Source organism: Tenacibaculum sp. E3R01 (assembly GCF_003318185.1).
In the GTDB taxonomy this organism is placed as follows: Bacteria; Bacteroidota; Bacteroidia; order Flavobacteriales; family Flavobacteriaceae; genus Polaribacter; species Polaribacter halocynthiae.
On record NZ_QOCC01000023.1, the window covers coordinates 133,142 to 156,763 of the forward strand.

Annotated in this window: 21 protein-coding genes; 16 read left to right on the plus strand and 5 right to left on the minus strand. The window is 28.3% G+C overall.

Annotated features, from left to right (window positions below):
• The first annotated feature begins 1 nt into the window (after window position 1).
• From DS884_RS11765 to DS884_RS11800, 8 genes are all read left to right on the plus strand, one after another.
• Window positions 2-850, plus strand: a complete 849-nt coding sequence (locus DS884_RS11765; RefSeq protein WP_093870288.1) for a prephenate dehydrogenase — start codon at window positions 2-4, stop codon at window positions 848-850.
• 20 nt (window positions 851-870) lie between these two features.
• On the plus strand, window positions 871-1,953 hold the full coding sequence (locus DS884_RS11770; RefSeq protein ID WP_093870287.1) for a bifunctional 3-deoxy-7-phosphoheptulonate synthase/chorismate mutase type II: 1,083 nt from the start codon (window positions 871-873) through the stop codon (window positions 1,951-1,953).
• 100 nt (window positions 1,954-2,053) lie between these two features.
• Window positions 2,054-2,809 carry a DUF5995 family protein gene (locus DS884_RS11775; protein WP_113786887.1) on the plus strand — a complete coding sequence of 252 codons (756 nt, stop codon included), beginning with the start codon at window positions 2,054-2,056 and terminating at the stop codon, window positions 2,807-2,809.
• Between the two features lie 38 nt (window positions 2,810-2,847).
• Window positions 2,848-3,789, plus strand: a complete 942-nt coding sequence (gene rsgA / locus DS884_RS11780) for a ribosome small subunit-dependent GTPase A (RefSeq protein ID WP_113786888.1) — start codon at window positions 2,848-2,850, stop codon at window positions 3,787-3,789.
• A gap of 7 nt (window positions 3,790-3,796) precedes the next feature.
• Window positions 3,797-4,249, plus strand: coding sequence for a D-aminoacyl-tRNA deacylase (gene dtd, locus DS884_RS11785; protein WP_093870284.1), 453 nt, complete (start codon window positions 3,797-3,799; stop codon window positions 4,247-4,249).
• A gap of 10 nt (window positions 4,250-4,259) precedes the next feature.
• The gene (locus DS884_RS11790) at window positions 4,260-4,907 is read left to right on the plus strand and encodes a TatD family hydrolase (protein ID WP_158530839.1); all 648 of its coding nucleotides are present in this window, start codon (window positions 4,260-4,262) and stop codon (window positions 4,905-4,907) included.
• Window positions 4,904-5,620 carry a ThiF family adenylyltransferase gene (locus DS884_RS11795; RefSeq protein ID WP_113786890.1) on the plus strand — a complete coding sequence of 239 codons (717 nt, stop codon included), beginning with the start codon at window positions 4,904-4,906 and terminating at the stop codon, window positions 5,618-5,620. The genes DS884_RS11790 and DS884_RS11795 overlap by 4 nt, the downstream gene beginning before the upstream one ends.
• Before the next feature lie 68 nt (window positions 5,621-5,688).
• The gene (locus tag DS884_RS11800) at window positions 5,689-6,333 is read left to right on the plus strand and encodes a YceI family protein (protein WP_093870281.1); all 645 of its coding nucleotides are present in this window, start codon (window positions 5,689-5,691) and stop codon (window positions 6,331-6,333) included.
• A 53-nt stretch (window positions 6,334-6,386) separates the two neighbouring features.
• Here the strand turns inward: DS884_RS11800 and lipB are convergent, their stop codons facing one another.
• Window positions 6,387-7,088 carry a lipoyl(octanoyl) transferase LipB gene (gene lipB / locus DS884_RS11805; protein WP_113786930.1) on the minus strand — a complete coding sequence of 234 codons (702 nt, stop codon included), beginning with the start codon at window positions 7,086-7,088 and terminating at the stop codon, window positions 6,387-6,389.
• A gap of 68 nt (window positions 7,089-7,156) precedes the next feature.
• Between lipB and DS884_RS11810 the strand changes: the two genes are divergently transcribed.
• Complete coding sequence (locus tag DS884_RS11810; RefSeq protein ID WP_113786891.1) at window positions 7,157-10,441, plus strand: zinc-dependent metalloprotease; 3,285 nt, start codon at window positions 7,157-7,159, stop codon at window positions 10,439-10,441.
• A 70-nt stretch (window positions 10,442-10,511) separates the two neighbouring features.
• Here the strand turns inward: DS884_RS11810 and DS884_RS11815 are convergent, their stop codons facing one another.
• From DS884_RS11815 to DS884_RS11830, 4 genes are all read right to left on the minus strand, one after another.
• Complete coding sequence (locus tag DS884_RS11815) at window positions 10,512-13,265, minus strand: carboxypeptidase-like regulatory domain-containing protein (protein ID WP_113786892.1); 2,754 nt, start codon at window positions 13,263-13,265, stop codon at window positions 10,512-10,514.
• A gap of 30 nt (window positions 13,266-13,295) precedes the next feature.
• Window positions 13,296-14,159, minus strand: coding sequence for a GLPGLI family protein (locus tag DS884_RS11820; RefSeq protein WP_113786893.1), 864 nt, complete (start codon window positions 14,157-14,159; stop codon window positions 13,296-13,298).
• A 74-nt stretch (window positions 14,160-14,233) separates the two neighbouring features.
• The gene (locus tag DS884_RS11825; protein ID WP_113786894.1) at window positions 14,234-15,088 is read right to left on the minus strand and encodes a GLPGLI family protein; all 855 of its coding nucleotides are present in this window, start codon (window positions 15,086-15,088) and stop codon (window positions 14,234-14,236) included.
• Window positions 15,088-15,807, minus strand: a complete 720-nt coding sequence (locus DS884_RS11830) for a TlpA family protein disulfide reductase (RefSeq protein ID WP_113786895.1) — start codon at window positions 15,805-15,807, stop codon at window positions 15,088-15,090. Before DS884_RS11830 ends, DS884_RS11825 begins: the two co-directional genes overlap by 1 nt.
• A 116-nt stretch (window positions 15,808-15,923) precedes the next feature.
• Here DS884_RS11830 and DS884_RS11835 point away from each other — a divergent pair, with 116 nt between their 5' ends.
• The 7 genes from DS884_RS11835 (at window position 15,924) to DS884_RS11865 (ending at window position 23,493) form a co-directional block, all read left to right on the plus strand.
• On the plus strand, window positions 15,924-17,519 hold the full coding sequence (locus DS884_RS11835) for a sensor histidine kinase (RefSeq protein WP_113786896.1): 1,596 nt from the start codon (window positions 15,924-15,926) through the stop codon (window positions 17,517-17,519).
• Entirely contained in the window at window positions 17,512-18,192 is a 681-nt protein-coding gene (locus DS884_RS11840) for a response regulator transcription factor (protein ID WP_093870274.1), read from the plus strand. Before DS884_RS11835 ends, DS884_RS11840 begins: the two co-directional genes overlap by 8 nt.
• 55 nt (window positions 18,193-18,247) lie before the next feature.
• Window positions 18,248-18,862 (plus strand): deoxynucleoside kinase, encoded by a 615-nt coding sequence (locus DS884_RS11845; RefSeq protein WP_113786897.1) that lies wholly within the window; start codon window positions 18,248-18,250, stop codon window positions 18,860-18,862.
• A complete protein-coding gene (locus DS884_RS11850) occupies window positions 18,849-19,619 on the plus strand; it encodes a response regulator transcription factor (protein ID WP_199488206.1) in 771 nt (256 codons plus the stop codon). Before DS884_RS11845 ends, DS884_RS11850 begins: the two co-directional genes overlap by 14 nt.
• 83 nt (window positions 19,620-19,702) lie before the next feature.
• A complete protein-coding gene (locus DS884_RS11855) occupies window positions 19,703-22,003 on the plus strand; it encodes an outer membrane beta-barrel family protein (protein ID WP_113786898.1) in 2,301 nt (766 codons plus the stop codon).
• A gap of 251 nt (window positions 22,004-22,254) precedes the next feature.
• Window positions 22,255-22,455, plus strand: coding sequence for a hypothetical protein (locus DS884_RS11860; protein WP_093870270.1), 201 nt, complete (start codon window positions 22,255-22,257; stop codon window positions 22,453-22,455).
• Between the two features lie 45 nt (window positions 22,456-22,500).
• Complete coding sequence (locus DS884_RS11865; RefSeq protein ID WP_113786899.1) at window positions 22,501-23,493, plus strand: hypothetical protein; 993 nt, start codon at window positions 22,501-22,503, stop codon at window positions 23,491-23,493.
• The last annotated feature ends 129 nt before the right edge of the window (window positions 23,494-23,622 follow it).

Consider the following 23,622-nt stretch of genomic DNA (forward strand, 5'->3'; position numbering starts at 1 on the left):
AATGAACGTATTTGTAATAGGATTAGGATTAATAGGTGGAAGTTTAGCACTAGATATTCAACATGAATTTAATGAAGTGATTATTTACGGAATAGACACAAATGAAGAGCATCTTAATCAAGCCTTGGAAATTGGAATTATTCAACAGAAAGCTGCGTTTAGCGACTTAAATAATGCAGATATTGTTATTATTTCTGTACCAGTAGATGCTTCTCTTAAATTAACCCCAAAAGTGTTAGATGAAATTTCTGACAACACATTAGTTATGGATGTAGGCTCTACTAAGGAAGACGTTTGTGAAATCATAAAAAACCACCCAAAAAGAAGAAACTTTTTAGCTACCCATCCAATAGCAGGAACTGAATTTTCTGGACCGAAGGCGGCTCTTAAAAACCTATACAGAGGCAAAACAAACATTATTTGTGAAGTAGAAAAAACAGCTTTTAAGCTACAAGAAAAAGCATTAGATATTTTCTCAAAAATTGGAATGCGTATTCGTTATATGGATCCTAAATCACATGATAAACACATTGCTTATGTTTCTCATTTATCACACATAAGTTCTTTCATGCTTGGAAAAACAGTAATTGAAAAAGAAAAAAATGAGCGTGATATTTTTGATATGGCAGGGAGTGGTTTTGCTTCAACTGTACGTTTAGCTAAAAGTTCACCTGCAATGTGGGCTCCTATTTTTGAGCAAAACAAGACTAATGTTATAGAAACATTGGAAGAATATATTCAAAACTTACAACAGTTTAAAGAACTCATGCTTCAAGATAATTTTGCAGAAATTTATCAAGAAATGGAAAGTACAAATCATATAAAACAAATTTTAAACGGCATAAACTAAAAGCCACAACAACAAGTAAAATGGAAAATACAAAAGAATTAAAAACATGGTTGGATGATATGAATCTTGCTCATCCACTAGTAATAGCAGGGCCTTGTAGTGCAGAAACCGAAGATCAGGTTTTAAAAATTGCACATGAATTAAAAGATTCTGATGTAAACTATTACCGTGCTGGGATCTGGAAACCAAGAACAAGACCTGGTAATTTTGAAGGTGTTGGCGCCTTAGGTTTAAAGTGGTTACAAAAAGTAAAAGAAGAAACAGGAATGAAAACCTGTACTGAAGTAGCGAATGCTGCTCACGTAAAACTAGCCTTAGAACACGATATTGATTTGCTTTGGATTGGTGCCCGTTCTACAGTTAGTCCGTTTATTATGCAAGAAATTGCTGATGCTCTTCAAGGTACCGATAAAATAGTTTTAGTAAAAAACCCTGTTAATCCAGATTTAGCTTTATGGCTAGGTGGAATAGAACGTTTATACTCAGCAGGAATTAAAAATCTTGGAGCTATACATAGAGGTTTTTCTACCTATGAAAAGTCGAAATATAGAAACATTCCAGAATGGCAATTAGCTATTGAATTTCAAAACAGATTCCCTGATTTACCTTTAATTTGTGATCCTTCTCATATTACAGGAAAAAGAGATATGGTTTTTGATGTTTCACAAACTGCTTTAGATTTAAATTTTGATGGTTTAATGATAGAAACTCATATTGATCCAGACAATGCATGGAGTGATGCCGCCCAACAGGTAACACCAGATACTTTAAAGCAAATGATGATCGACTTACGTGTTAGAAAAGAAACAACTACCGATCAAACCTATAGAGAGTCTCTTGATAACCTAAGAGCTCAAATAAATATTACCGATAATCAATTGATTGACATGCTTGGAAAAAGAATGACAATTGCTGACAAAATTGGGGAACTAAAAAAAGAAAAGAATGTAGCTGTCCTTCAATCTAAGCGATGGAATGAAATTCTAGGAAATATGATTTTAGAAGGAGAACGAAGAGGATTGAGTGAAGAGTTTGTTTTAAAAATGTTTAAAGCAATTCACCAAGAGAGTATAAATCATCAAGAAAAAATCATTAAAGGATAACATCTATTTTAATGTTAATAAATGCTATAAGGTTGCCCAAAAGGCAACCTTTTTATTTGTGTTTTTTTTGTAATTTCAACACAACCAAACTTATATTAAAATGCCACCAATTGAAACTATAGATGATGTAATTGAAACATTACAAAATATCATTGAAGATGCTATTAAAAATGAAAGTACTTTAGGCTATTTTGCTGCTCTCTACCTTAAAGTAACTAAAAAAGTTAAACAAGGTATTTCTGAAAATTTCTTCGAAGATGGAAAACGAATGGAAAAATTAGATGTCATTTTTGCTAAAAGATACATCACGGCGTATTATGATTACAAAGAAAACAAACCAATAAGTGCATCATGGGAAAAAGCATTTAGCATCTCTACAAAATACTGGCCTATTGTTTTACAACATTTACTAATAGGAATGAATGCGCATATAAATTTAGATTTAGGTATTGCCGCAGCTCAAGTTTCTGAAGGCCAACCAATAGATAATCTTAAAGGTGATTTCAATAAAATAAACGTAATTTTATCTTCTTTAGTAAACGAAGTAGAACAAGACTTAAGTACAATTTGGCCCTTTTTAAAAAAAATACTAAAGTTTACTCATAAAATTGACAGCTTTTTAATTGATTTCAGCATGAAATTAGCTAGAGATGGTGCTTGGAATTTTGCAGTAAAGCTTTCCTCTACTCCAGAAAAAGATAAATTACAATCAATTAAAGAAAGAGATGAAAAAGTTTCACAAAAAGCATCTATTATTATAAACCCTGGATTAATTCCGCAAATTATATTTATGATTGTTAGAGTTGGCGAACGAGGCTCAATTGCTAAAAAAGTAGGTGATTTGATGCAAAAATAACTCTATTTACATTCATTTTTTATTCTCATCTTTGTTATATGATTGGAACGGTTTATAAATCTACAGGAAGTTGGTATTGGGTAAAGTCTGAAGATACTTTTCATAAATGTAGAATTAAAGGAAAATTTAGGATGAAAGGTATTAAAAGTACGAATCCTATCTCTGTAGGTGATATTGTTGAGTTTAATTTAGAAGCTAAAACAGATGATGAAACTGGAGTAATTTCTGAAATTAAAGAACGAACTAATTATATTGTTAGAAAATCAGTAAACTTATCAAAACAAACTCACGTAATTGCTGCGAATATTGATCAAGTTTTTCTGTTGATCACAATAGACAATCCGCCTACTTTCACCACTTTTATAGATCGTTTTTTAGTAACTGCTGAGGCATACTCAATAAATGTTGTTTTAGTTTTTAATAAAATTGATGCTTATCAAATAGATCAAAAGGCTGAAATATTATATTTAAAAAATATATATGAAGCTATAGGTTATAAATGTATTGAAGTGTCTGCTAAAGAGAATAAAAATATTGACCTAATAAAGGAGTTAATGCTTGATAAAGTTAGCATGTTTGCAGGCCATTCAGGAGTAGGAAAAACAACTTTAGTAAATGCTATTGAGCCAGATTTAAATTTAAAAACTAAGGAAATTTCAGAACAACACAAACAAGGTCAACACACTACTACTTTTGCTGAAATGTTTGATCTTAGCTTTAATGCTAGAATTATTGATACTCCTGGTATAAAAGGTTTTGGTGTAGTTGATATGGATAAGGATGAATTAGGCGATTACTTTCCTGAGTTTTTTGCATTAAAACAAAATTGCAAATTCAACAATTGTATTCATATTAATGAACCTAAATGTGCTGTAAAAGATGCTCTTGAAAAGGATGAAGTATCTTGGTCTCGTTATAAAAGTTATTTACAAATTCTAGAAGGAGAAGAAGAAAATTATCGAACAGACATTTGGAAATAAGTTATAAATGAAAGCCATAATACAAAGAGTTTCAAAAGCTAGCGTTACCATTAACAATAAAAAAGTTGCTGATATTAAAAACGGGCTTCTTGTTTTATTAGGAATTGTTAATGAAGATACTTCTGATGATATCAGTTGGTTGTCAAAAAAAATATGCAACCTTCGGATATTTAATGATGACCAAGGTGTTATGAATACATCTATCATAAATAATAAAGGAGATATTATTATTGTTAGTCAATTCACTTTACACGCTTCTACAAAAAAGGGGAATCGTCCAAGCTATATAAAAGCTGCGAAACCTGATATTGCAATTCCTTTATATGAAGCATTTATTAAGCAGGTAGAGACCGACCTAAATAAAAAAGTTCAAACTGGGCAATTTGGAGCTGATATGAAAGTTGAATTACTAAATGATGGACCAGTTACTATCATTATCGATTCTAAAAATAAAGAATAAAATTAACTTTATGGATTTTATTGATATTCATACGCACGCAACTAAAAAATGTCCTGAGATTTTATCAATAATTAATATCTATCCCAATAATATTGTTCCAAAAAACAATCCTTTTTCTATTGGAATACATCCTTGGTATATTACAGAAAATAACCTCCAATTAGATTTTAAAAACGTAGAACAAAAACTATATGCAAAAAATTGTTTAGCAATTGGCGAGTGTGGCTTAGATAAATTATCTAAAACAAACTACAATCTTCAAATAAGCGTTTTCAAAAAGCTTATTTTGTTATCAGAAAAATATAACAAACCTTTAATTATTCACTGCGTAAAAGCTTTTAATGATATTATTCATCTTAAAAAAGAATACAAACCTCAACAGCAATGGATTATTCATGGGTTCAATAAAAACAAACAAATAGCTAATGATTTAATAAAAAACAATATTATTATTTCAATTGGCGCAAGCTTTTTAAGAAACGAGAAACTTCAGAATACTATAAAAGAAATACCTGTAGAAAACATTTTTTTAGAAACTGATGATTCTAATGAACCTATTAAAAACATTTACAATAAATTTGCCCAAATAAAAGAGAAAGACTTAAGCATAGTTAAACAAAAGATAACAGAAAATTTTAATAGAATATTTATTGTATGAGTTGGTTAGAACGTACTGAATTATTAGTACAACAAGAAGGATTGGAAAAAATTAAAAAGGCAAATATTTTAATTGTTGGTTTAGGCGGGGTTGGTTCATTTGCTGCAGAATTTATTGCAAGAGCAGGAGTACAAAAAATGACAATTGTTGATGGTGATGTATTTGACAAAACAAATATTAATAGACAATTACCTGCATTAAATAGTACCATAGGCAAATCTAAAGCAAAAATTGTTGCTGAACGACTTAAAGATATTAACCCAGATATTGAACTTACTGTGTTTGAAGAATTCCTTTCACCTGAAAGAGCTTTTGAAATTGTAGATAGTAAATATAATTATGTAATGGATTGTATAGATAGTATCACTCCAAAACTAAATTTAATGATTGCTGCCAAAAGAAAAAAAGTAAAACTTATTAGTTCTATGGGAGCTGGTGGTAAACTAGATGCTTCAAAAATTAAAATTAAAGATATAGGTAAGACTAAGCACTGCACTATGGCTAGAGTTTTAAGAAAGCGTTTAAAAGAGCATAACATTGATAAAGGTATAAGGGCAGTCTATTCTGAAGAAATGCAAAAATCAAATAGTTTAAAACTTACTGACGGTACAAATTATAAAAAATCTTTTTATGGTACTATTAGTTATATGCCAGCTGCATTTGGCTTACAAGCAGCATCTTATGTTATTAACAAATTAATAACTAAAAAATAATCTCCACGGAAACTATTTTTTATTTACATTTGTTCTAAATTAGAAAATCAATCATTAAAATCAATATTATGAAGAAATCAATTTTAGCAATTGCTTTTATAGCATTAACTGTTATTTCATGTAAAAACGACAAGAAAAAAGCAGCTACTGGTGAAGAGGTTAAAGATGTAAAGAAAGTAGAAAATGTAATCAACTCATACAAAGCAAACGTTGCTGAATCTGTTGTTGCCTGGAAAGGAAACAAACCTACTGGATCACACAATGGAGTTTTAAAAATTCAAAATGGTATTTTTGATATAGAAAATGGTACTTTAAAAGCTGGTGAATTTACTATTGACATGAACACGATAACTTGTACTGATTTAGAAGCAGGACAAGGTAAAGAAAAATTAGAAGGACATTTAAAAGCTTCTGATTTCTTTGATGTTGAAAAATTCCCTACGGCTAAATTTGTAATAGCTAGTTCAGAAAAAAAAGATGGAAAATTACACGTTACTGGTAATTTAACATTAAAAGATGTTATTAAAAGCATTACAATTCCTGTAACTGTTACTGAAGATGGTGATTCAGCTACATTAAAAAGTGAAACTTTTAGTGTTGATAGAACTGAGTTTGGTGTTACTTATAGCTCAAAGAAATTTGATGCAGCTTTAAAAGATAAATTCATTAATGATTTAATGGAAATATCTTTTGATATTAAAGCTAAAAAATAAAAAAAAGCTTTTATTATAAAGTAAAAAAAGAGGTTGATAATCAACCTCTTTTTTTACTTTATAAACTCTTTAACTTCAAATAATGATTTAAAGTGTTTTAATATTTTTTCTTTTACAGCTTCTTCAGAAACTTTCTCACCTAATTCTACTTCCATAGAAGTAACAGCTTTACCTCTAATTCCGCAAGGAATAATATTATCAAAATATCCAAGATTAGCATTTACGTTTAATGCAAAGCCGTGCATTGTTACCCATCTACTAGCACGAATTCCCATAGCACATATTTTTCTAGCAAAAGGAGTTCCAACACCTAACCATACTCCCGTTTCCCCTTCACTTCTTTCACTTTTAATACCATATTCAGCTAATGTTAAAATAATTGCCTCTTCTAATAATCGTAAATATTTATGAATATCTGTAAAAAAATTCTCTAGATCTAAAATAGGATAACCAACAATTTGACCAGGACCATGGTACGTAATATCTCCTCCTCTATTAATTTTATAAAATGTAGCTCCTTTTTCTTTTAATTGATTTTCATTTAATAATAAGTTATTAAAATCTCCCGATTTACCTAGTGTATATACATGAGGATGCTCTACAAATAAAAAGTGATTTGGAGTTATAATATCAACCGATCCGTTCCTTCTTTCTCTTTTTAATGCAACGATTTCATCTAACAACTTTGTTTGTAAATCCCAAGTTTCCTTGTAATCTTTTATTAACAAATCTTTTACATGTACATTTTTATTCATATTTTCGTTGTTTATCCCCATCTCTACTTAAGAAATTCATTTTTTTAAACTTTAAAATTAAACAACAAATGAAAAAAATTACCCTTTTGTTACTCTTGTTGTCATTAGCTTCTATTTCTAATGCACAAAATTACTGGAAAAAAATGGAATCCGGTAATCAAAGAAGTAAATCAGAATTATATCAACGAGAATACACTCCTAAAAAACACTACCTTTTCTCTTTAGATTTAAATAGCTTCACTTTACATTTAAACTCTAAATCAAAGAAAAGTTCAAATATTATAGATCTTCCTAACGAAAATGGTACAACTTCTAAGTACAAAATAGTTGAGACTTCTAACTTTGAAGATGGACTTGCTAAAAAATTTCCTTCTATAAAATCGTATTCAGCAAAAGGTATTGATGATCCTTCTGCAACCGCTAAAATAAGTATTGGAACAGATGGTGTTCATGTTATGATAATGTCTGGAAACTTTAGTACTTTATTCATCGACCCTTTAACTAAAGACAATAAAAATTATATTTCTTATAAAAAAGAAGACTTTATTTCTAGTAAAGATGATTTTCAATGTAAAGTTGATGAATTAAAAAATAAATATACTTCTAACACTAATAAAACTGCAAGTAGAAATGCTAACGATGGAAAATTAAGAACTTTCAAAATAGCCATAACTTCTACTGGAGAATATTCTCAATTTCATTTAACCAATCAAAGCGTACCTTCAACAGCCACTGATGCTACAAAAAAGGCAGCTATTTTATCTGCAATGAACACCACAATGGCTCGTGTAAATGGTATTTATGAACGTGATTTATCAGTTAGAATGGTTATAGTAAGTGACAATGAAAAATTAATTTTTCTTGATGCCAATACAGATAATCTAACAAATTCAAATGCCGAAGCTCTTATAAATGAAAGTCAATCAGTTTGTGATAACATAATTGGTAATAGTAATTATGATATTGGTCATACATTTAGTACTGGGGCTGGTGGTCTTGCTGGTTTAGGTGTTGTTTGTATTACTGGTCAAAAAGCAAGCGGGGTTACTGGTAGACCAAATCCAATTTCAGACCCTTATGATGTAGATTATGTAGCTCATGAACTTGGACATCAATTTGGTGCAAATCATACATTTAATAATGCATGTAGTGGCCAAAGATCAAATACAACATCTGTTGAACCTGGAAGTGGCTCTTCTATTATGGCTTATGCTGGTATTTGTCTTCCTAATGTTCAAGCTAACAGTGATGATCATTTTCATTCTGTTAGTATTGCTGAAATGTGGAGTACAATTCAGAGAACAGCAACCTGTGCAACAACAACAAATACAGGAAACAATGCTCCAACTGCTTATGCTGGTGTGAACGTTAGTATTCCTAAATCTACCCCTTTTGTTTTAAAAGGTAAAGCTACCGATGCTGATGGTACTTCAAGTTTAACCTATAACTGGGAACAAATTGATACAGAAATTGCAGTAATGCCACCTGTTGGAACAAATACAGCTGGGCCGTTATTCAGATCTTCTCCGTCATTAACTTCACCTAATAGATATTTTCCAAAATTAGAGGATGTAATTGGTAAAACAACTTCTGCTTGGGAAGTATTACCTTCTGTTGCTAGAGAAATGAATTTTTCACTAACAGTTAGAGATAATAACCCAGGAGGAGGAGCAAGTGCAAGAGATGATATTAAAATAACTGTTACTGATGCAAATCCTTTTACTGTAACTGCTCCTAGTACTGCTGTTACTTGGAACTCTGGATCATCACAAACTATTACTTGGGATAAATCTACAACTGACCAAGCCCCAATTAATTGCGCTAATGTTCGTATTAAACTTTCATTAGATGGTGGAGTTACCTTTCCTATTACTTTAGTAGAAAGCACTCCTAATGATGGATCTCAAAGTATTTCTATTCCAAATAATCCTACTACCAAAGCAAGAATATTAATTGAAGCTGTTGGTAATGTTTTTTACAATGTTAACTCTATAAATTTTACAATTGTTTCAACAACACCTACTTTTGTTTTTTCTAGTGTTACAAGTACTAATTCAATTTGTAACAACACTAATAATACTGTTAATTATACTTTAAATTTAGATTTTATAAACGGTTTTAATGAAACAGTATCTTTCAGTGCTCAAAATTTACCTAGTGGCGCATCTGCTACATTTTCACCTACTACTATTAATAAAAGTGGCAACGTAACTATGACAATAGGTGGACTAAATGGTACTAGTGCTCAAAAATACAATGTAAAGGCTATTGGTACCTCAACATCTTTAACTCAAAACACAAGTGTTAATTTAACTGTTTTTGACTCAACTTTTTCTAAAATAACTACTACTAAACCTAGTAATAACAGTACTAATATTGAATTAGCCCCTACATTAACTTGGAAAGAAGAAACAAATGCATCCTTGTATAATGTGCAAATAGCAACTGACTCTAACTTTACTAACATAGTTTTAGATATAAATGCATCTACAAATCTATATACCTTAGTTAGTCCATTAACAAGTAATACAAAATACTATTGGAAAGTTAAACCTAAAAATGACTGTGGAGAAGGTACTTTTTCAGATGTTTCAAATTTTACAACTTCCAATCCTTCTTATTGCTCATCTACATTTACTGATGAAGCAGGTGGTACTGAACATATAACTAATGTTACTTTTAATACAATTAATAATAACTCAGCAAATGATACTTCTGATGGATATGAAGATTTTACATCCATAGCAACCACAATAAAGAAAGGTGAAACTTACCCTATAAGTGTTACTTTTGACACAGGTGGTTTTCAAGATCATTGTTATGTTTTTATTGATTGGAATCAAGATTATAAATTTGACAACACTACTGAAAGATATGATTTAGGGACTAAGGTAGAAGATGTGGACACTGCTACTTTTAACATTAAAGTTCCTGATAACGCTGTAAAAGGCAATACTAGAATGAGAGTAATAATTGAATATGATGATCCAACAAACAACTATGGAGAAGGAGCTTGTGATGCAGATCACAAAACAGAATGGGGTGAAACTGAAGATTATAAAATAACTATTGACGCTACTGCTTCAACTGATGAAGTTTCGTTTAATAATTTCAATTTATTCCCAAATCCTTCAAATGGTAGATTTAAATTAACTTTTGAAACTAAAACACAAGATAAAGTATCTGTAAAACTATTTGATATTAGAGGAAGATTAATAGAGTCTAAAAACTTCTCTAACTCTTCTTTAATTTTTTCTGAAGAGTTATTATTCAATACTGTTAATAGTGGTATGTATTTACTACAAATTCAAAATGGTGGACTACAAACTACCAAGAAATTAATAATTAAATAATTTTATTTATTACTATAAAACAAAAAAGGCGAGCATAATATGCTCGCCTTTCTTTATTCAAATAATCTATCTATAAATTGTACTTAATACTAAGTACCGCTATTCTTGGTTGAATTATATATGTACTATTACTTATAAAAATATCATTACTACTGTTCTGATTTAAACTTCTTGAATTTAAAAGGTTAGTAACTCCAATTTTATATTCCCATTGACTGTCCTTCTTTTGATACGTTAAATCAGCTCTTAAAAACCCATACTTGTCAATTGTTTCTCCATCTCTAACAACCTGATTGTAGGTATATTTAGAAGTAAATCCAAATTCTTTTAGAAAAAACACATCTAAATTCATATACGGACTATGTGTTGTAAATGTATTTTTTACACCACCTATATTAGAATTATTGATTGCAACATTATACCCAACATCAAAGTTTGGAGCAGATCTAAAATTTGTACTAAACTTAGTTGTATAACTTTGTGTAAATGTTTTGGATAGCCTGTTTGTAGTCTCATTATTAAATCTATTCGTTATTAAACTATTTGATTTAGCATAAGAAACATTTCCTCCTAATGTGATTTTAAACTTTCTGTAACTCTTTTGAAAATTTAACCTTCCTGAAATTGTTTCATCTGGAAACAATGAATTTATAGAAGTTCTTACTTGATTGACTCCTAAAAACTGAGTATTTGATTTAATTGCATCGATTCTTTTACTATAATTAATAGATCCGAAAATATTAGTATAATTAAACATATTAAAACTAAAATAACTCAAGTTTACATTATGTGATAATGAATTCTCTAATTCTCTATTACCAGAATACAAACTATTGTAATTATTGAATACATATCCTTGAGCTAATTGATTTACATCTGTAAAACTAGTTTGCATACTATAACGTAAACGTAAAGTTTCTGATTTCTTTAAATTCACTTTTATTGAAGCGTCTGGAAGAAGTTTTGTAAAATTATTATCAACTACTGATCCTAACTGCGTGTTTTTTGAGGTATAATTATGTAATGTAAACCCTTGGTTGAAAGTAAAAATACCAGTAATAAATTTATAATGTAAACCAAGATATAAATCATTAAATGTAAAATCTACATCATTTATAGACTCTGTTTTATTTACCGAAGTTCTATTTCCATTTAAAATTTCAAAAATAGTAGAGTTAAACTTTTGATTACTTAATGTACTTCCAAAAGTTACATTTATATTACTTTTTGAATTTAAAACATAGTAATAGTCTAATTTTGCATCAAGCTTGTTTGTTTTAATTCTTTTCTCTTGCATCACGTCAAATGGATTTGCCGTTAAGTTTAATCCTATTAAATTAGCAAATGACAATTGTTCAAGTTTAGCATTATAAAAAGGATCTTCATCTTGCCATAAATGCTGGGCTTCAAAAGCAAAAATATTTTTATCATTTAACGTATAATAATAATTCAGATTTTGATTTAAAGAAAATGGATTTTGAGTAGAAATTTGATTAATCGGAACAATTTCGTTATTTGCATTTAAAAATGTTCTATTTGAAATTGTAGACTGTTTTTGCTCTTGTCCAGAAACCTTTGCAAAAATATCATAGTCAAATTGATTTGCCGAATTTGGTTTATAACTAGAGCTTAATTTAAACAAACCTAAATCACTTACTTGAGCTGTTTGATCTTGAGTAGTTTCAGTCTCAATTATTTTACCAGCTGCAGGTGGTATATTATTTTTATCAATAGTCGCATTTGAATACGTTCTACTTGTCATTTGCTCAATATCAGTTTTATTTCCCGAATAAATTGCAAAACCACTTAAATCCCATGTTTTTTTAGGTGAATAACTAAAATTGACCGCTCCAAACTTAGTTTCTATCTCTTTAGCTCTATTATTTTGGAGTGTTAAGAATGATATATCATTAGACCCAACATTGAAATTAGTTCCATTACTACTACCCCCTAAACTTCTAAATCCACCAGTGAATTTAAAATAATCTCTCATTGTAAACGGAACTTCTCCTATATTATTTACATCTGTTATTATATTTACACTATACTTAGGATTATAATAAAAGAGCTTAGGATGTGCTATATAACGTTCTTTACTAGTTCCCATTCCTATACCTGCTGTAACTTCTCCAAACCAAAAATTCTTTTTTCCTTCTTTTAATTTTAAATTAATAACAACATTATCTTCATTATCAGTAACACTACTTAACTGACCAACTTCACTATGATTTTTTAATACCTGAACCTTATCAATAGCATCGGCTGGAATATTTTTTGTAGCTAATTTACTATCTCCATCAAAAAAATCTTTTCCCTCTATCATCACCTTCTTAACTGTCTTACCTTCCACTTCAATTTCTCCATCATCATTTACCTCAATACCCGGTAATTTTTTAAGAACATCTCCTAATTTTTTTTCTGTACCACTTTTAAAACTGTCAGCATCATATACTATAGTATCTCCCTTAACTGTTACAGGCATTTTATAAGTTATGTTAACCTCATCAAGAGTGTCATCTGTTAACATGCTAATACTTTTTTCAATATCTGAGTCCTTTGAATTCACAGAAACTTCAACTGTTTTCTTACCTATATAACTAACCTTTATACTATAATTAGAATTCTTTTTTAAATTTAATTTATAATTCCCTTTACTATCAGTAAAACCATAGGAATCTAACTTTTTTGTTTGTTTGTTTATAGCTATTACATTAGCCATTTCTAGAGGATTTCCAATGCTATCTTTCACAACTCCTTTCATTGTTACTTGGGCATAAGTACCCCATGCAGTCATTAAAATGACCACTAGTAGTATTTTTTTCATTTTGTTAATTACTAAGTTATTGTTATTTATTTAAAAACGACCTCTTCCTCTTCCTCCTCCTCTTCTTCTTTGAAACATTTCTCTCATTTCCTCCATTTTTTTCTTCACAATCTTATTATATTCTTCTCTTGTCACCTGATCTCCTTTAGTTGGAGCTTCAATTTTCGTTTCTTTATCTTTTACATTCATTATTACCTCAGAGCATAGAATGGTAGTTCTCCCCTCATTTATTTCAAGGATTAACCCTGGTAACCCCCAGTATTGTCCAGGTCCATTACTTACTGGTATTTGTGGAGTATACCAAGCTGTTACAGTAATTTCTTTTGGAATTTCAATTTCTTCTGTAACTTTAGTAGTTTTTGATTTATCAGAAGGTTTCTTTCCTTTTCCTCTACCTCTTCCTCTCCTTCTCATATTTCTCCAATCAAAAGCATCAACTTTTTTTACTAGTGTAGCTTTAAAACAGGTATACTTCCCTATTTGTTTTGTATCACTACCAAGCTCCCATTTTGGTTTTTCAGTATTATCAGTTATTAAAAATTTTTTACCAAAAAACTCAACAGACTCTAGAGCTTTATTTGCCTGAAGGTTTTTATATTTAATCCCTCCTCCTGTAAAACCGCCAAAGCGAAATCCTCTAGTTCCGGGAGCTTGCAATTTTGCTTCTTCTTTATATACAGATTCTTTGGTCGTAAAGTTTAAAGTGTATGATTTTTCTAAAAAGTTTTTCATACGCGCCTTTATTTGTTTCTTTCGTTCTTCAGACATGTCTGCTCCCCAAGAACTCATATCAACAGTTGTTTTAGATTGATATACCGCTTTACCTTGAAACTGTTTTTGCGACCATAACGAAATGGTACATAAAAGAAATAAATAAGTAGTGATTTTTCTCATATCTCTGGTGTTATTTTTGAATAATTCTTAATATTTAAGAATTAGACTACAAACAACATCAAAGGTTTAATTTGCTATCCTTGAATTTCAATACTGTAAGAATTTCCGTCTTTACTTTTACGTTTATTTTTAAAACGCTCCATACTATCTTTAGAGTGTTCAATCATTATTTTATCAAACTTTTCTTGAGTTACTTTTTTTCCTTTTTTAGGCTCTTTAATAGCCATCTTCTCTGATGGGTTTAATACTATTTCTGTACAAACAATAGTCTGCTTTCCATCTTGAATTTCTAAAATTAAACCTGGTAATCCCCAAAACCTTCCTGGGCCATTACTAACTGGTATTTGAGGCGTATACCAAGCTATGGTTTCTATTGTCACAGTTTCTTTTTTCTCTTCCCTTTCTCCATCGGTCATTGAAAAAGAAGTTCTAGGCTCTTCTCTTTTTCTAGTAGCTTTATAACATGTATAGTTTCCAATGTTTTTTGTTTCACCACTCATTTCCCATCCGTAATCTGTTAGTTTGTCTTTAATTAAAAAGCGCTTACCACTAATTTCTGTTTTGTTAGAAAATCTTTTTTCATTGATATTCTTATACAAAATATCAGATCCACCGCCATTACCCATAATTTGAATTCGAACTCCATTCATTTGACCACCTGGTGATGATAATTCTTCGTTTTGCTTATACGTAGATTCTGATTTATTAAAATTTAAGGTATATGTTTTTTGAAACTGCTTCATTAATTGAGCCTTCAATTGATTTTGCAATGCATCGTCTATCATTCCTTTAGCTTTAGCCTTCCCCTTTCCTTTATCTAAATTTAAATCAAATTTTCGATGTGTTTTATAGGTTGCCTTTCCTTGAAAGCTTTGAGCATTCATTAATACTCCACTTAATATTAATCCTATTAAAATTATTTTTTTCATTATTTTATATTTAAGGTTTTTATTATATCTTCAAAACTATCTGCACTCTTTATAACCATTTTCCCATTTACTCTTTGATATGGCAATCCTGATTCTAGCACTTTTATTTTTAAATTTTCATCTAAAAAAACATTTAAAGGAAATGACTCTATTTCTAATTTATCTGTAAATTCTTTTACATCAACAATATGTTTAAAATTGAATTCCTTTTTAGATAAAAATTTATTTACTGCATCTTTATTTTCATAAGTCATAGAAATAAAATTCATTGAATTATTATATTTCTTTTTAAGCTTATTTAAATGTGGCATTTCATCAATACAAGGTGGGCATTTGGTAAACCAAAAATTTATAAGAGTAGGTTTTCCTTTTAATGACTCTAATGAAATTTCTTTCCCTGTAATATCTTTAAATTTAAAGTTTGGAAATTCCTTTCCCAATAAGCTCTCCATTTTTGACTTCTTTGATTTCTTATCCTTTACATCAAATGATATAAAATGAATTATTGAATCATTTCTTCTTTCTGTTTTTTTAATTTTTGTTCCAACAAACATTTCTTTATTAAAAATTTTACTAAATTTTTTCTTGATAATATTTCTTTCTTTTTTAAAACTTAATTCACTCATCATTTCATTTCCATTAGATGTATAAACTACAGTTTGTGCTTTTAATAAAGATGAAACCGTTAATAATGCGGTAAAAACTAGTATTCTTTTCATTTTATAATTATTTTGACACCACAAATATGTAAATCAATTAATTACCTCTTAGTTAACAAGTGTTAACGAGTGTTAACCGTTAATTTTTATATACTTTAACTTCTTACCTTTGAAATATGAATGAAAAAAAGCATCGTTGGATTTTTTATTTAATCTCTGCTACAATTTTAGCAACTATTGCTGTTCAGTTTTATTGGAATTATAAAAACTATGAGCAAAACAAACAATATGTTATAAATGAGATACAAGAAAGTCTAGACAGTTCTATTGAAGAATACTTTCTTAAACTTAGTAAAGAAAACTTTTTTGCTATTATACAACCTAAAAAACCTACTAAACAAGATAGTTTAGCTAAACAAAATATTTTAAATGATATTTTCTCTCCTCTAAAGAAAACAAAAGTAAAGGACTCGGTTTCTTTTAAAATATCATCATTAGAATTTACTACTGATAGTTCTAAGGAATTTGAAGCAATGGATTCTATTTTTATAGATTCCATAATGTGTGATATAAACTCGGATATAAATAAATCAAAAAAGAAACCAACTCCAATTGTTGGACTTACACAGTTTTCAAAAGATAAAAAAACTGGAATTCATATAAATTCTAACAACAAAATTAGCAAGGTTAAAGTTTTCACTGGTAAGCGAGCTACGGATAGTTTAAAACTTATTAAAGGTTTACAAACTATGTTTATTTCAATTAAAAATGATACAATAAACCATACAAAAATAGATTCAATATTACGTAAAGACTTGCAAAATAAAGGGATTTTAACTTCTTATTATTTTCAACATAAAAAAAAGGATTCTATCATATTTAGTAATAAAATGACACCCTATGAAACGTTTCCTTTAGTTAGTGAAGCTAAATCTACTTTTTTAAAACTGGATGAAGAAATTGCTTTGCATTATGGTAACCCAACTATTGAAGCTTTAAAAAGAAGTTCTACTGGTATTTTACTCTCATTTATTTTATCATTAGCTGTTATTAGTAGTTTATTTTATTTACTTCGAATTATTAACAAACAAAAGGAACTTGCCGAAATAAAAAATGATCTTATTAGTAATATAACACACGAATTTAAAACACCTATTACAACTGTATCCGCAGCTATCGAGGCTATTGATAATTTCAACATGATTGATGACAAAGAAAAAACTAAAAAGTACCTTTCTATTTCTTCTATTCAGCTAAAAAAACTGCACCAAATGGTTGAAAAATTATTAGAAACTGCTACTTTAGATAGTGAGAAGTTACTCTTAAAAAAAGAAGAAGTAAACATCATTGATTTAATAGAAAAAACATCAAAAAAGCATCAATTAATTAACAATTCTAAAACGATTACTTTCTCTTCTAGTATTGAAAATCACTACACAGAGGTTGATACGTTCCATTTTGAAAATGCTGTATCAAACCTAATTGATAATGCTGTAAAATATGGAGGTGATATTATTGAAATAAACGTTAACAAAGTTTTAAATACCCTTGAAATATCAGTAGCAGATAATGGAAAAGGAATAGAAAAAAACCAACAAGAACGAATTTTTGATAAATTCTATAGAGTTCCTAAAGGAAATACTCATGACGTAAAAGGATTTGGTATTGGATTATATTATACTAAAAAAATCATTGAAAAACATGAGGGGTCTATTTTTCTAATATCAAACTCTAAACACACTATCTTTAAAATTAACTTACCAAATGGATAAAAAAATAAAACTTCTTTTAGCTGAAGATGAACCTAGTTTAGGTCAAATTATTCAAGAAAGTCTAGAAACGAGGAATTTTGAAGTTCATCATGCACATGATGGTGAAGAAGCTTTAAGGTTTTATAATGAAATAAATCCTGATGTATTAGTTTTAGACGTAATGATGCCTAAAAAAGATGGTTTTACATTAGCAAAAGAAATAAGATTGGAAAACAAACAAATTCCTATCATTTTTTTAACAGCGAAATCACAAACTAAAGATGTACTTGATGGGTTTAATCACGGCGGTAACGATTATTTAAAAAAACCTTTTTCAATGGAAGAACTTATTGTTAGAGTTCAATCATTACTTGATAGAAACTTATTAAAAGTTAACCAAGAAAAAATCACAATTGGTAATTACATTTTAAACTATCCTAAACAAGTTTTAACCTTTAAAACTGATTCTGAGTTATTGACACATAGAGAAAACGAGCTGCTTTTTCACCTATCACAAAAGAAAAATGAAGTTTTGGATAGAGCTTTTATTTTAAAGAAACTATGGGGTAATGATGATTTTTTTAATGCTCGTAGTATGGATGTGTTTATTTCTAAGCTTAGAAAAAAACTTCAGAAAGATAATAATGTACAAATTGTTAACATTCGAGGTTATGGTTATAAATTGATTTGTTAAACCTCTTTTCATTTCTAATTTTTTATGTAGTTTTACGCATAGAAATTCACAAATTATGCATGTAGCTATTGCCGGAAATATTGGTGCGGGAAAAACCACCCTAACTAAATTATTAGCAAAACATTACAATTGGGAGCCTCACTTTGAATCTGTAGATGAAAATCCGTATTTAGATGATTTTTATGCTGAGATGGAGCGTTGGTCTTTTAACTTACAGGTGTTTTTCTTGAATAGTCGCTTTCGCCAAGTATTAGAATTGCGCAAATCTGGAAAAAAAATTATCCAAGACAGAACCATATATGAAGATGCTCATATTTTTGCCCCTAACTTACATGCAATGGGATTAATGACTAATAGAGACTATAGTAATTATAGTTCTTTATTTGAATTAATGGAAAATTTAGTTACTCCTCCAGATTTATTAATTTATTTACGTGCTGATATTTCTACTCTAGTTGGACAGATTCATAAAAGAGGAAGAGAGTATGAAAACTCTATTAGTATTGATTATTTAAGTAGATTAAATGAGCGATATGAGGCATGGATTAGCACATATAGCAAAGGAAAATTACTTATTATAGATGTTGACAATTTAGACTTTGTTGAAAATCAAGAGGATTTAGGAACAATCATTGATAAAATTGATGCTCAAATTAATGGGTTATTTTAAGAACATAAGAATTAATCAACCAATATACTACGTGTTGGTTCTTACATTTTATTGTTCTCAATTATATGCACAAAACAAAATTCAATTAAATTTTGATTATAAATCTCAAGAATTATTAAAAGATTCACTTAATAATATCTCAAGAGATAATAGTACTCATTATAGCCTTAAAAAGGCTGAGGACGAATGGAAAAAATTACTTTTTTTTGAACAAAACTTAAATAAGAAGCCTCAAAAAACGTATTTAAATCAAATACGTTCATATTCAAAAGATTCTTTACAAATTTTGGCTGTAAAGGTTTTAAGTTTTAAAAAACTTCATAATAAAGGACTTTTAAAAAAAGACGTTTTACTAAACATCAATTACTACAAATCATTATTAAGTGAACTAACACAAAGCAATATTATACCTGAAGAGTATGCTTTTTTAGAAAAAGAGCTTTTAAAAATAAAAATTAATGAAGTTCAAAATGCCTACGTAAAAAGTAAATCATTAAATTATTTTTTAATAAGTATTACCCTACTATTACTTATTCTCGGCATAAAAATCATTAGAAAAACAAAAAATATTTCTCAGCCTGAACTCAGTAAACAAGAAAAGATCATCAAAAATTTAATTATCTCAGGTAAAAGCAATAAAGAAATTGCTAACGAATTATATATTAGTTTAAACACTGTTAAAACACACATAACCAACATTTACCATAAATTAAATATTTCCAACAGAAAAGAATTAATACTTAATTTCAAAAAATAGTAGCGGTACTAGTACCAAAATCCCCCTCTTTCCTTTCTTATTTTATTTTTTTATTACTGTTTTTTGCTTCAAAATTTTAATTCATGAAGCACCTCATTATAGTATTTATTTTTTTCACTTCCCTTAACTCAATCTTTAGCCAAGAACAGTTCAATATTTCAGGAATTGTTTCAACCCAGAATAAAGAAGTTATAACAATTGGTGATGTTTTATTAATTTCAAAAATTGATAATAAAATTATTAAATACACTTTTATTAATAATGGGAAATTTCATCTAGAAAAGGTAAAAAAAGGAAACTATTTTTTAAAAGTAAATTCATTAGGCTATTTTGAAATTTCAAAAGAAATAAAACTAGAAAGTAATCAACATTTAAAACTTGAATTTATAGAAAAAAACAACATTTTATCTGAAGTAGAAATTACAGCTTCAAAAAAAGTAATTGAAAATAAAAATGGCAACATAATTATTAATGTAGCAAAAACAAGATTATCAAAAGAATCTAATATTTTAGATTTATTATCTAAATTACCTAGAATACAAATAGCATCTAATAAATCATCTATAGAAGTAATTGGCAAAGGAAATCCACTTATTTATATTGGCCATCAAAGGATTTCTATTGATGATTTAAATAACCTTAGTGTTTCACAAATTGAAAAAATTGAAATCATTAATAATCCGTCTTCAAAATATGAAGCAGAAGGCAGGAGTTTGTTACTTATTACTTTAAAAAAAGAAATTCAAGACGGAATGAAAATATCAGTAACTGAAACAACTTCTTTTAAAAAACACTTTAATAATTACCTTAATGCTTCTACTAATTTTAAACATCAAAAAGCAAGATTCAACTTAAACATTTCTTTTAATAATTTAAAAATATGGGAAAGTAATAGTGCAGATTATCAAATACCTTATAAAGGTATTTCTTCTGATTATTTAGTAGTAGCTAAAACAAATAGAAAGCAAGCCATTATTCAAGGTAGTTTTTCATATCAGTTTAATAAAAACAATCATCTATCTGTTAATTCTAATCTCCGTACACAAAAGGAACCTTTTACTATAAACACAATAACAAACATTAATAGTGATATTATAAATACAAAAAGCTTTAATGATGGTAATCGTTATTTTTCTACTTCAAATATAAATTATATAAAATCTCTAAATAATTCTAATGAGTTTTTCTTCGGCGCCCAGTATACCTTTTATGACCAAAGAATAACCAATTCTATCACTAATAAATTCAATGTAACACCTATTACAACTACTATAAATAGATTACAAAAATTCAACATAAACACCTATACTCTAAAAAGTAACTACACAAAAAAAATTAAGAAAAAAAAGATCTTAGAAATAGGTGTAAGCTACACTAATACCTCTACAAATTCTACTATAAACACATTTACTAATACTATAAAGCAGAATTATTATTTCACAGAAAAAAATAAAGCTGCGTATATCCAGTATTCAAATAACTTAAGCACCTTAAAATATTCTCTAGGCTTACGATTTGAAAATAACGAAACTGATGGAAAATATTCAAAAAACTCAAACATCATTTTTAAGAAAAATAATACAGTTTTTTTTCCAAAATTGAATATCGCTTATGCTATAAATAAGAAGAAAACTATATCTCTTAACTACAGTAAAAATATTACTAGACCAAATTATTCATCAACCACCTCTACTTCAGCTTTTATTAATCCTTTTTTAGAATTTAGAGGTAATTTACATTTAACCCCATCTATAACAAATGAAGTTTCCATAAGGTATCAATTCAATAAAAACTCTATTAATTTTAATTATTATCATAAACAAAATCCTATATTTTATAGTTTTCATTATGATGAGAACAATAATAAAACTCTTATTTACCCTACAAATCTAGTACATGAAAAAGGAGTGAATTTAGAAGTGAATATTCCTAAAAAATATAAGCTCTGGTCATCATCAAATACAATAAGCTTTCATTTAAATACTATCAATGATGCTAGAGCTTTAAATACTTCGCTCTCACCTTACCTTTACTACTACTCTAATCATCAATTTAAAATAAACAAATCAAGTTCTTTTGCTTTTGACTTTTGGGGACTAACAAACAGAAAAGAGGGAATATTTACGAGAGAATCAATTTTTGTTTTAAATGCTTCGTTGCATAAGAAACTATTTAACTCATTAGACTTCACTGTTAGTTTCAATGATATTTTTAATACTATGGAGTTTAGAGAAACTTATTCTTTACAAAAGTTAAATGTCAAAAATGTTTTTTTTACAGATGCTAATGAAATAGCCTTTTCATTAAAATACTCTTTTGGAAAAATTAATAAAATTAATAATACAAACAAAAACATTAATAGAAATATGAATAGAATTAGATAATCCTTTAAACAACACAATATCAATAAATTAAAACAAAATATAAGCAACTATTTTAAAAATTTTCATTTTTAATCATTTAATAAGGGTAATAAAAATAAGTACTCTATACTTGGTTATATAAACAAATAAGTGCTGACACACTTTACCCAAGTCATAGATTATTTAATTGTCAGATTAAAAAACTATGCAAGTATTTATTAACAAGAAGACTACACTTACAAACTTGTAGGCCTTACCAAAATCTATTAATCATGAAAAAATTTGAAAGTTTTAAAAAATTTGAAAACGAAAAATCAGAATTAAACAAAATAAAAGGGGGAGCTCCAAATTGGGAACAAACACAAAGCGTAGGTCCAAATGGTGAAACTCAAGGTGATTTAGCTGCTAGATGTTATATTAATGGTCATTATGACCTTGATGTGTATGCTAAAAAACAAACATTCAGATTTTAAATAACACCAACCACCACTTAAAAGTGGTGGTTTTCATTATTATTCATGAATCAAAAAATAATAAAACACCCAGAATTTTTAATACTATCTTCTGAAAATGACAGGAATTTAAAATCTATTGCTGATTGGTTAGCATATTTTAAAGTTAACTTTTTTTGCATTAATACTTATAACGATGTTGTTAGTATTTATAATTACAACATGCAAACTGAAGAGATGATTTTATTAATTGATGATAAAAAAGATGAAACTATAATAAACTTAAATAAGTTGAAAACTGTTTTTATTAGAAATGGTGAGTTAAAATTCAATGTCAATAAAATACCAGACACTTTATTAAAACAGAACTCAGTTAAAGATTACTTTTACAGTTATATTCAGAATTTAGATGAATTTCTTGCATATTTTTTTCAAAAAAAATATAATATTATTGGCTTATGGGGTTTAGCTCTTATTAACAAGCTTATTGTTTTAGAGGAGTCTAAAAAATGTGGTTTTAAAATTCCTCATACTTATTTAAAAACAAACTTCAATAATTTAAATTCAAACGAAAATTACATATCAAAAACTCTTGCGATTCCGCTAGAAATGGAAACAAAAACTCAAAAGTTTTTAAATTACACAGCACGAATAGAAAACACTTCTTCTTCTGAAGAGTTCATGACTTCCCTTATTCAAAAAGAAATAAAAAAACTATTTGAAATTAGAGTCTTCGTTTTCTTGAAAAAAATTTACGCAATGGCTATTTTCTCTCAAATGAATGAAGAATCTGCTGTTGATTGTCGTGTGTACAATACAGAAAACCCATACTTAGACGAACCCTATACGATTCCTGATTCTCTCAAAACAAAAATTTTCCAATTAATGAAGTCTTTAAAATTAAATACAGGCTCTTTTGATTTTATTTATACGGAAGATGATGAGTATTGCTTTTTAGAAGTAAATCCTATTGGTCAGTTTGGATATTTAGGTGCTGTTTGTGGCATAGATTTAAATAAAGTAATTGCACAAGAAATAATTGAATATGAAGGACACTAAAGAATATAAAGACTTTATTAAGAAGCATAAATTTCCATTAGATATGTTAAATACCCGTTCATTTTCTAAAAAAGGATTTATCAAAAAAGAGACCAATAGTTTTTACTCAAAAAACAGTAGGTCAAATTG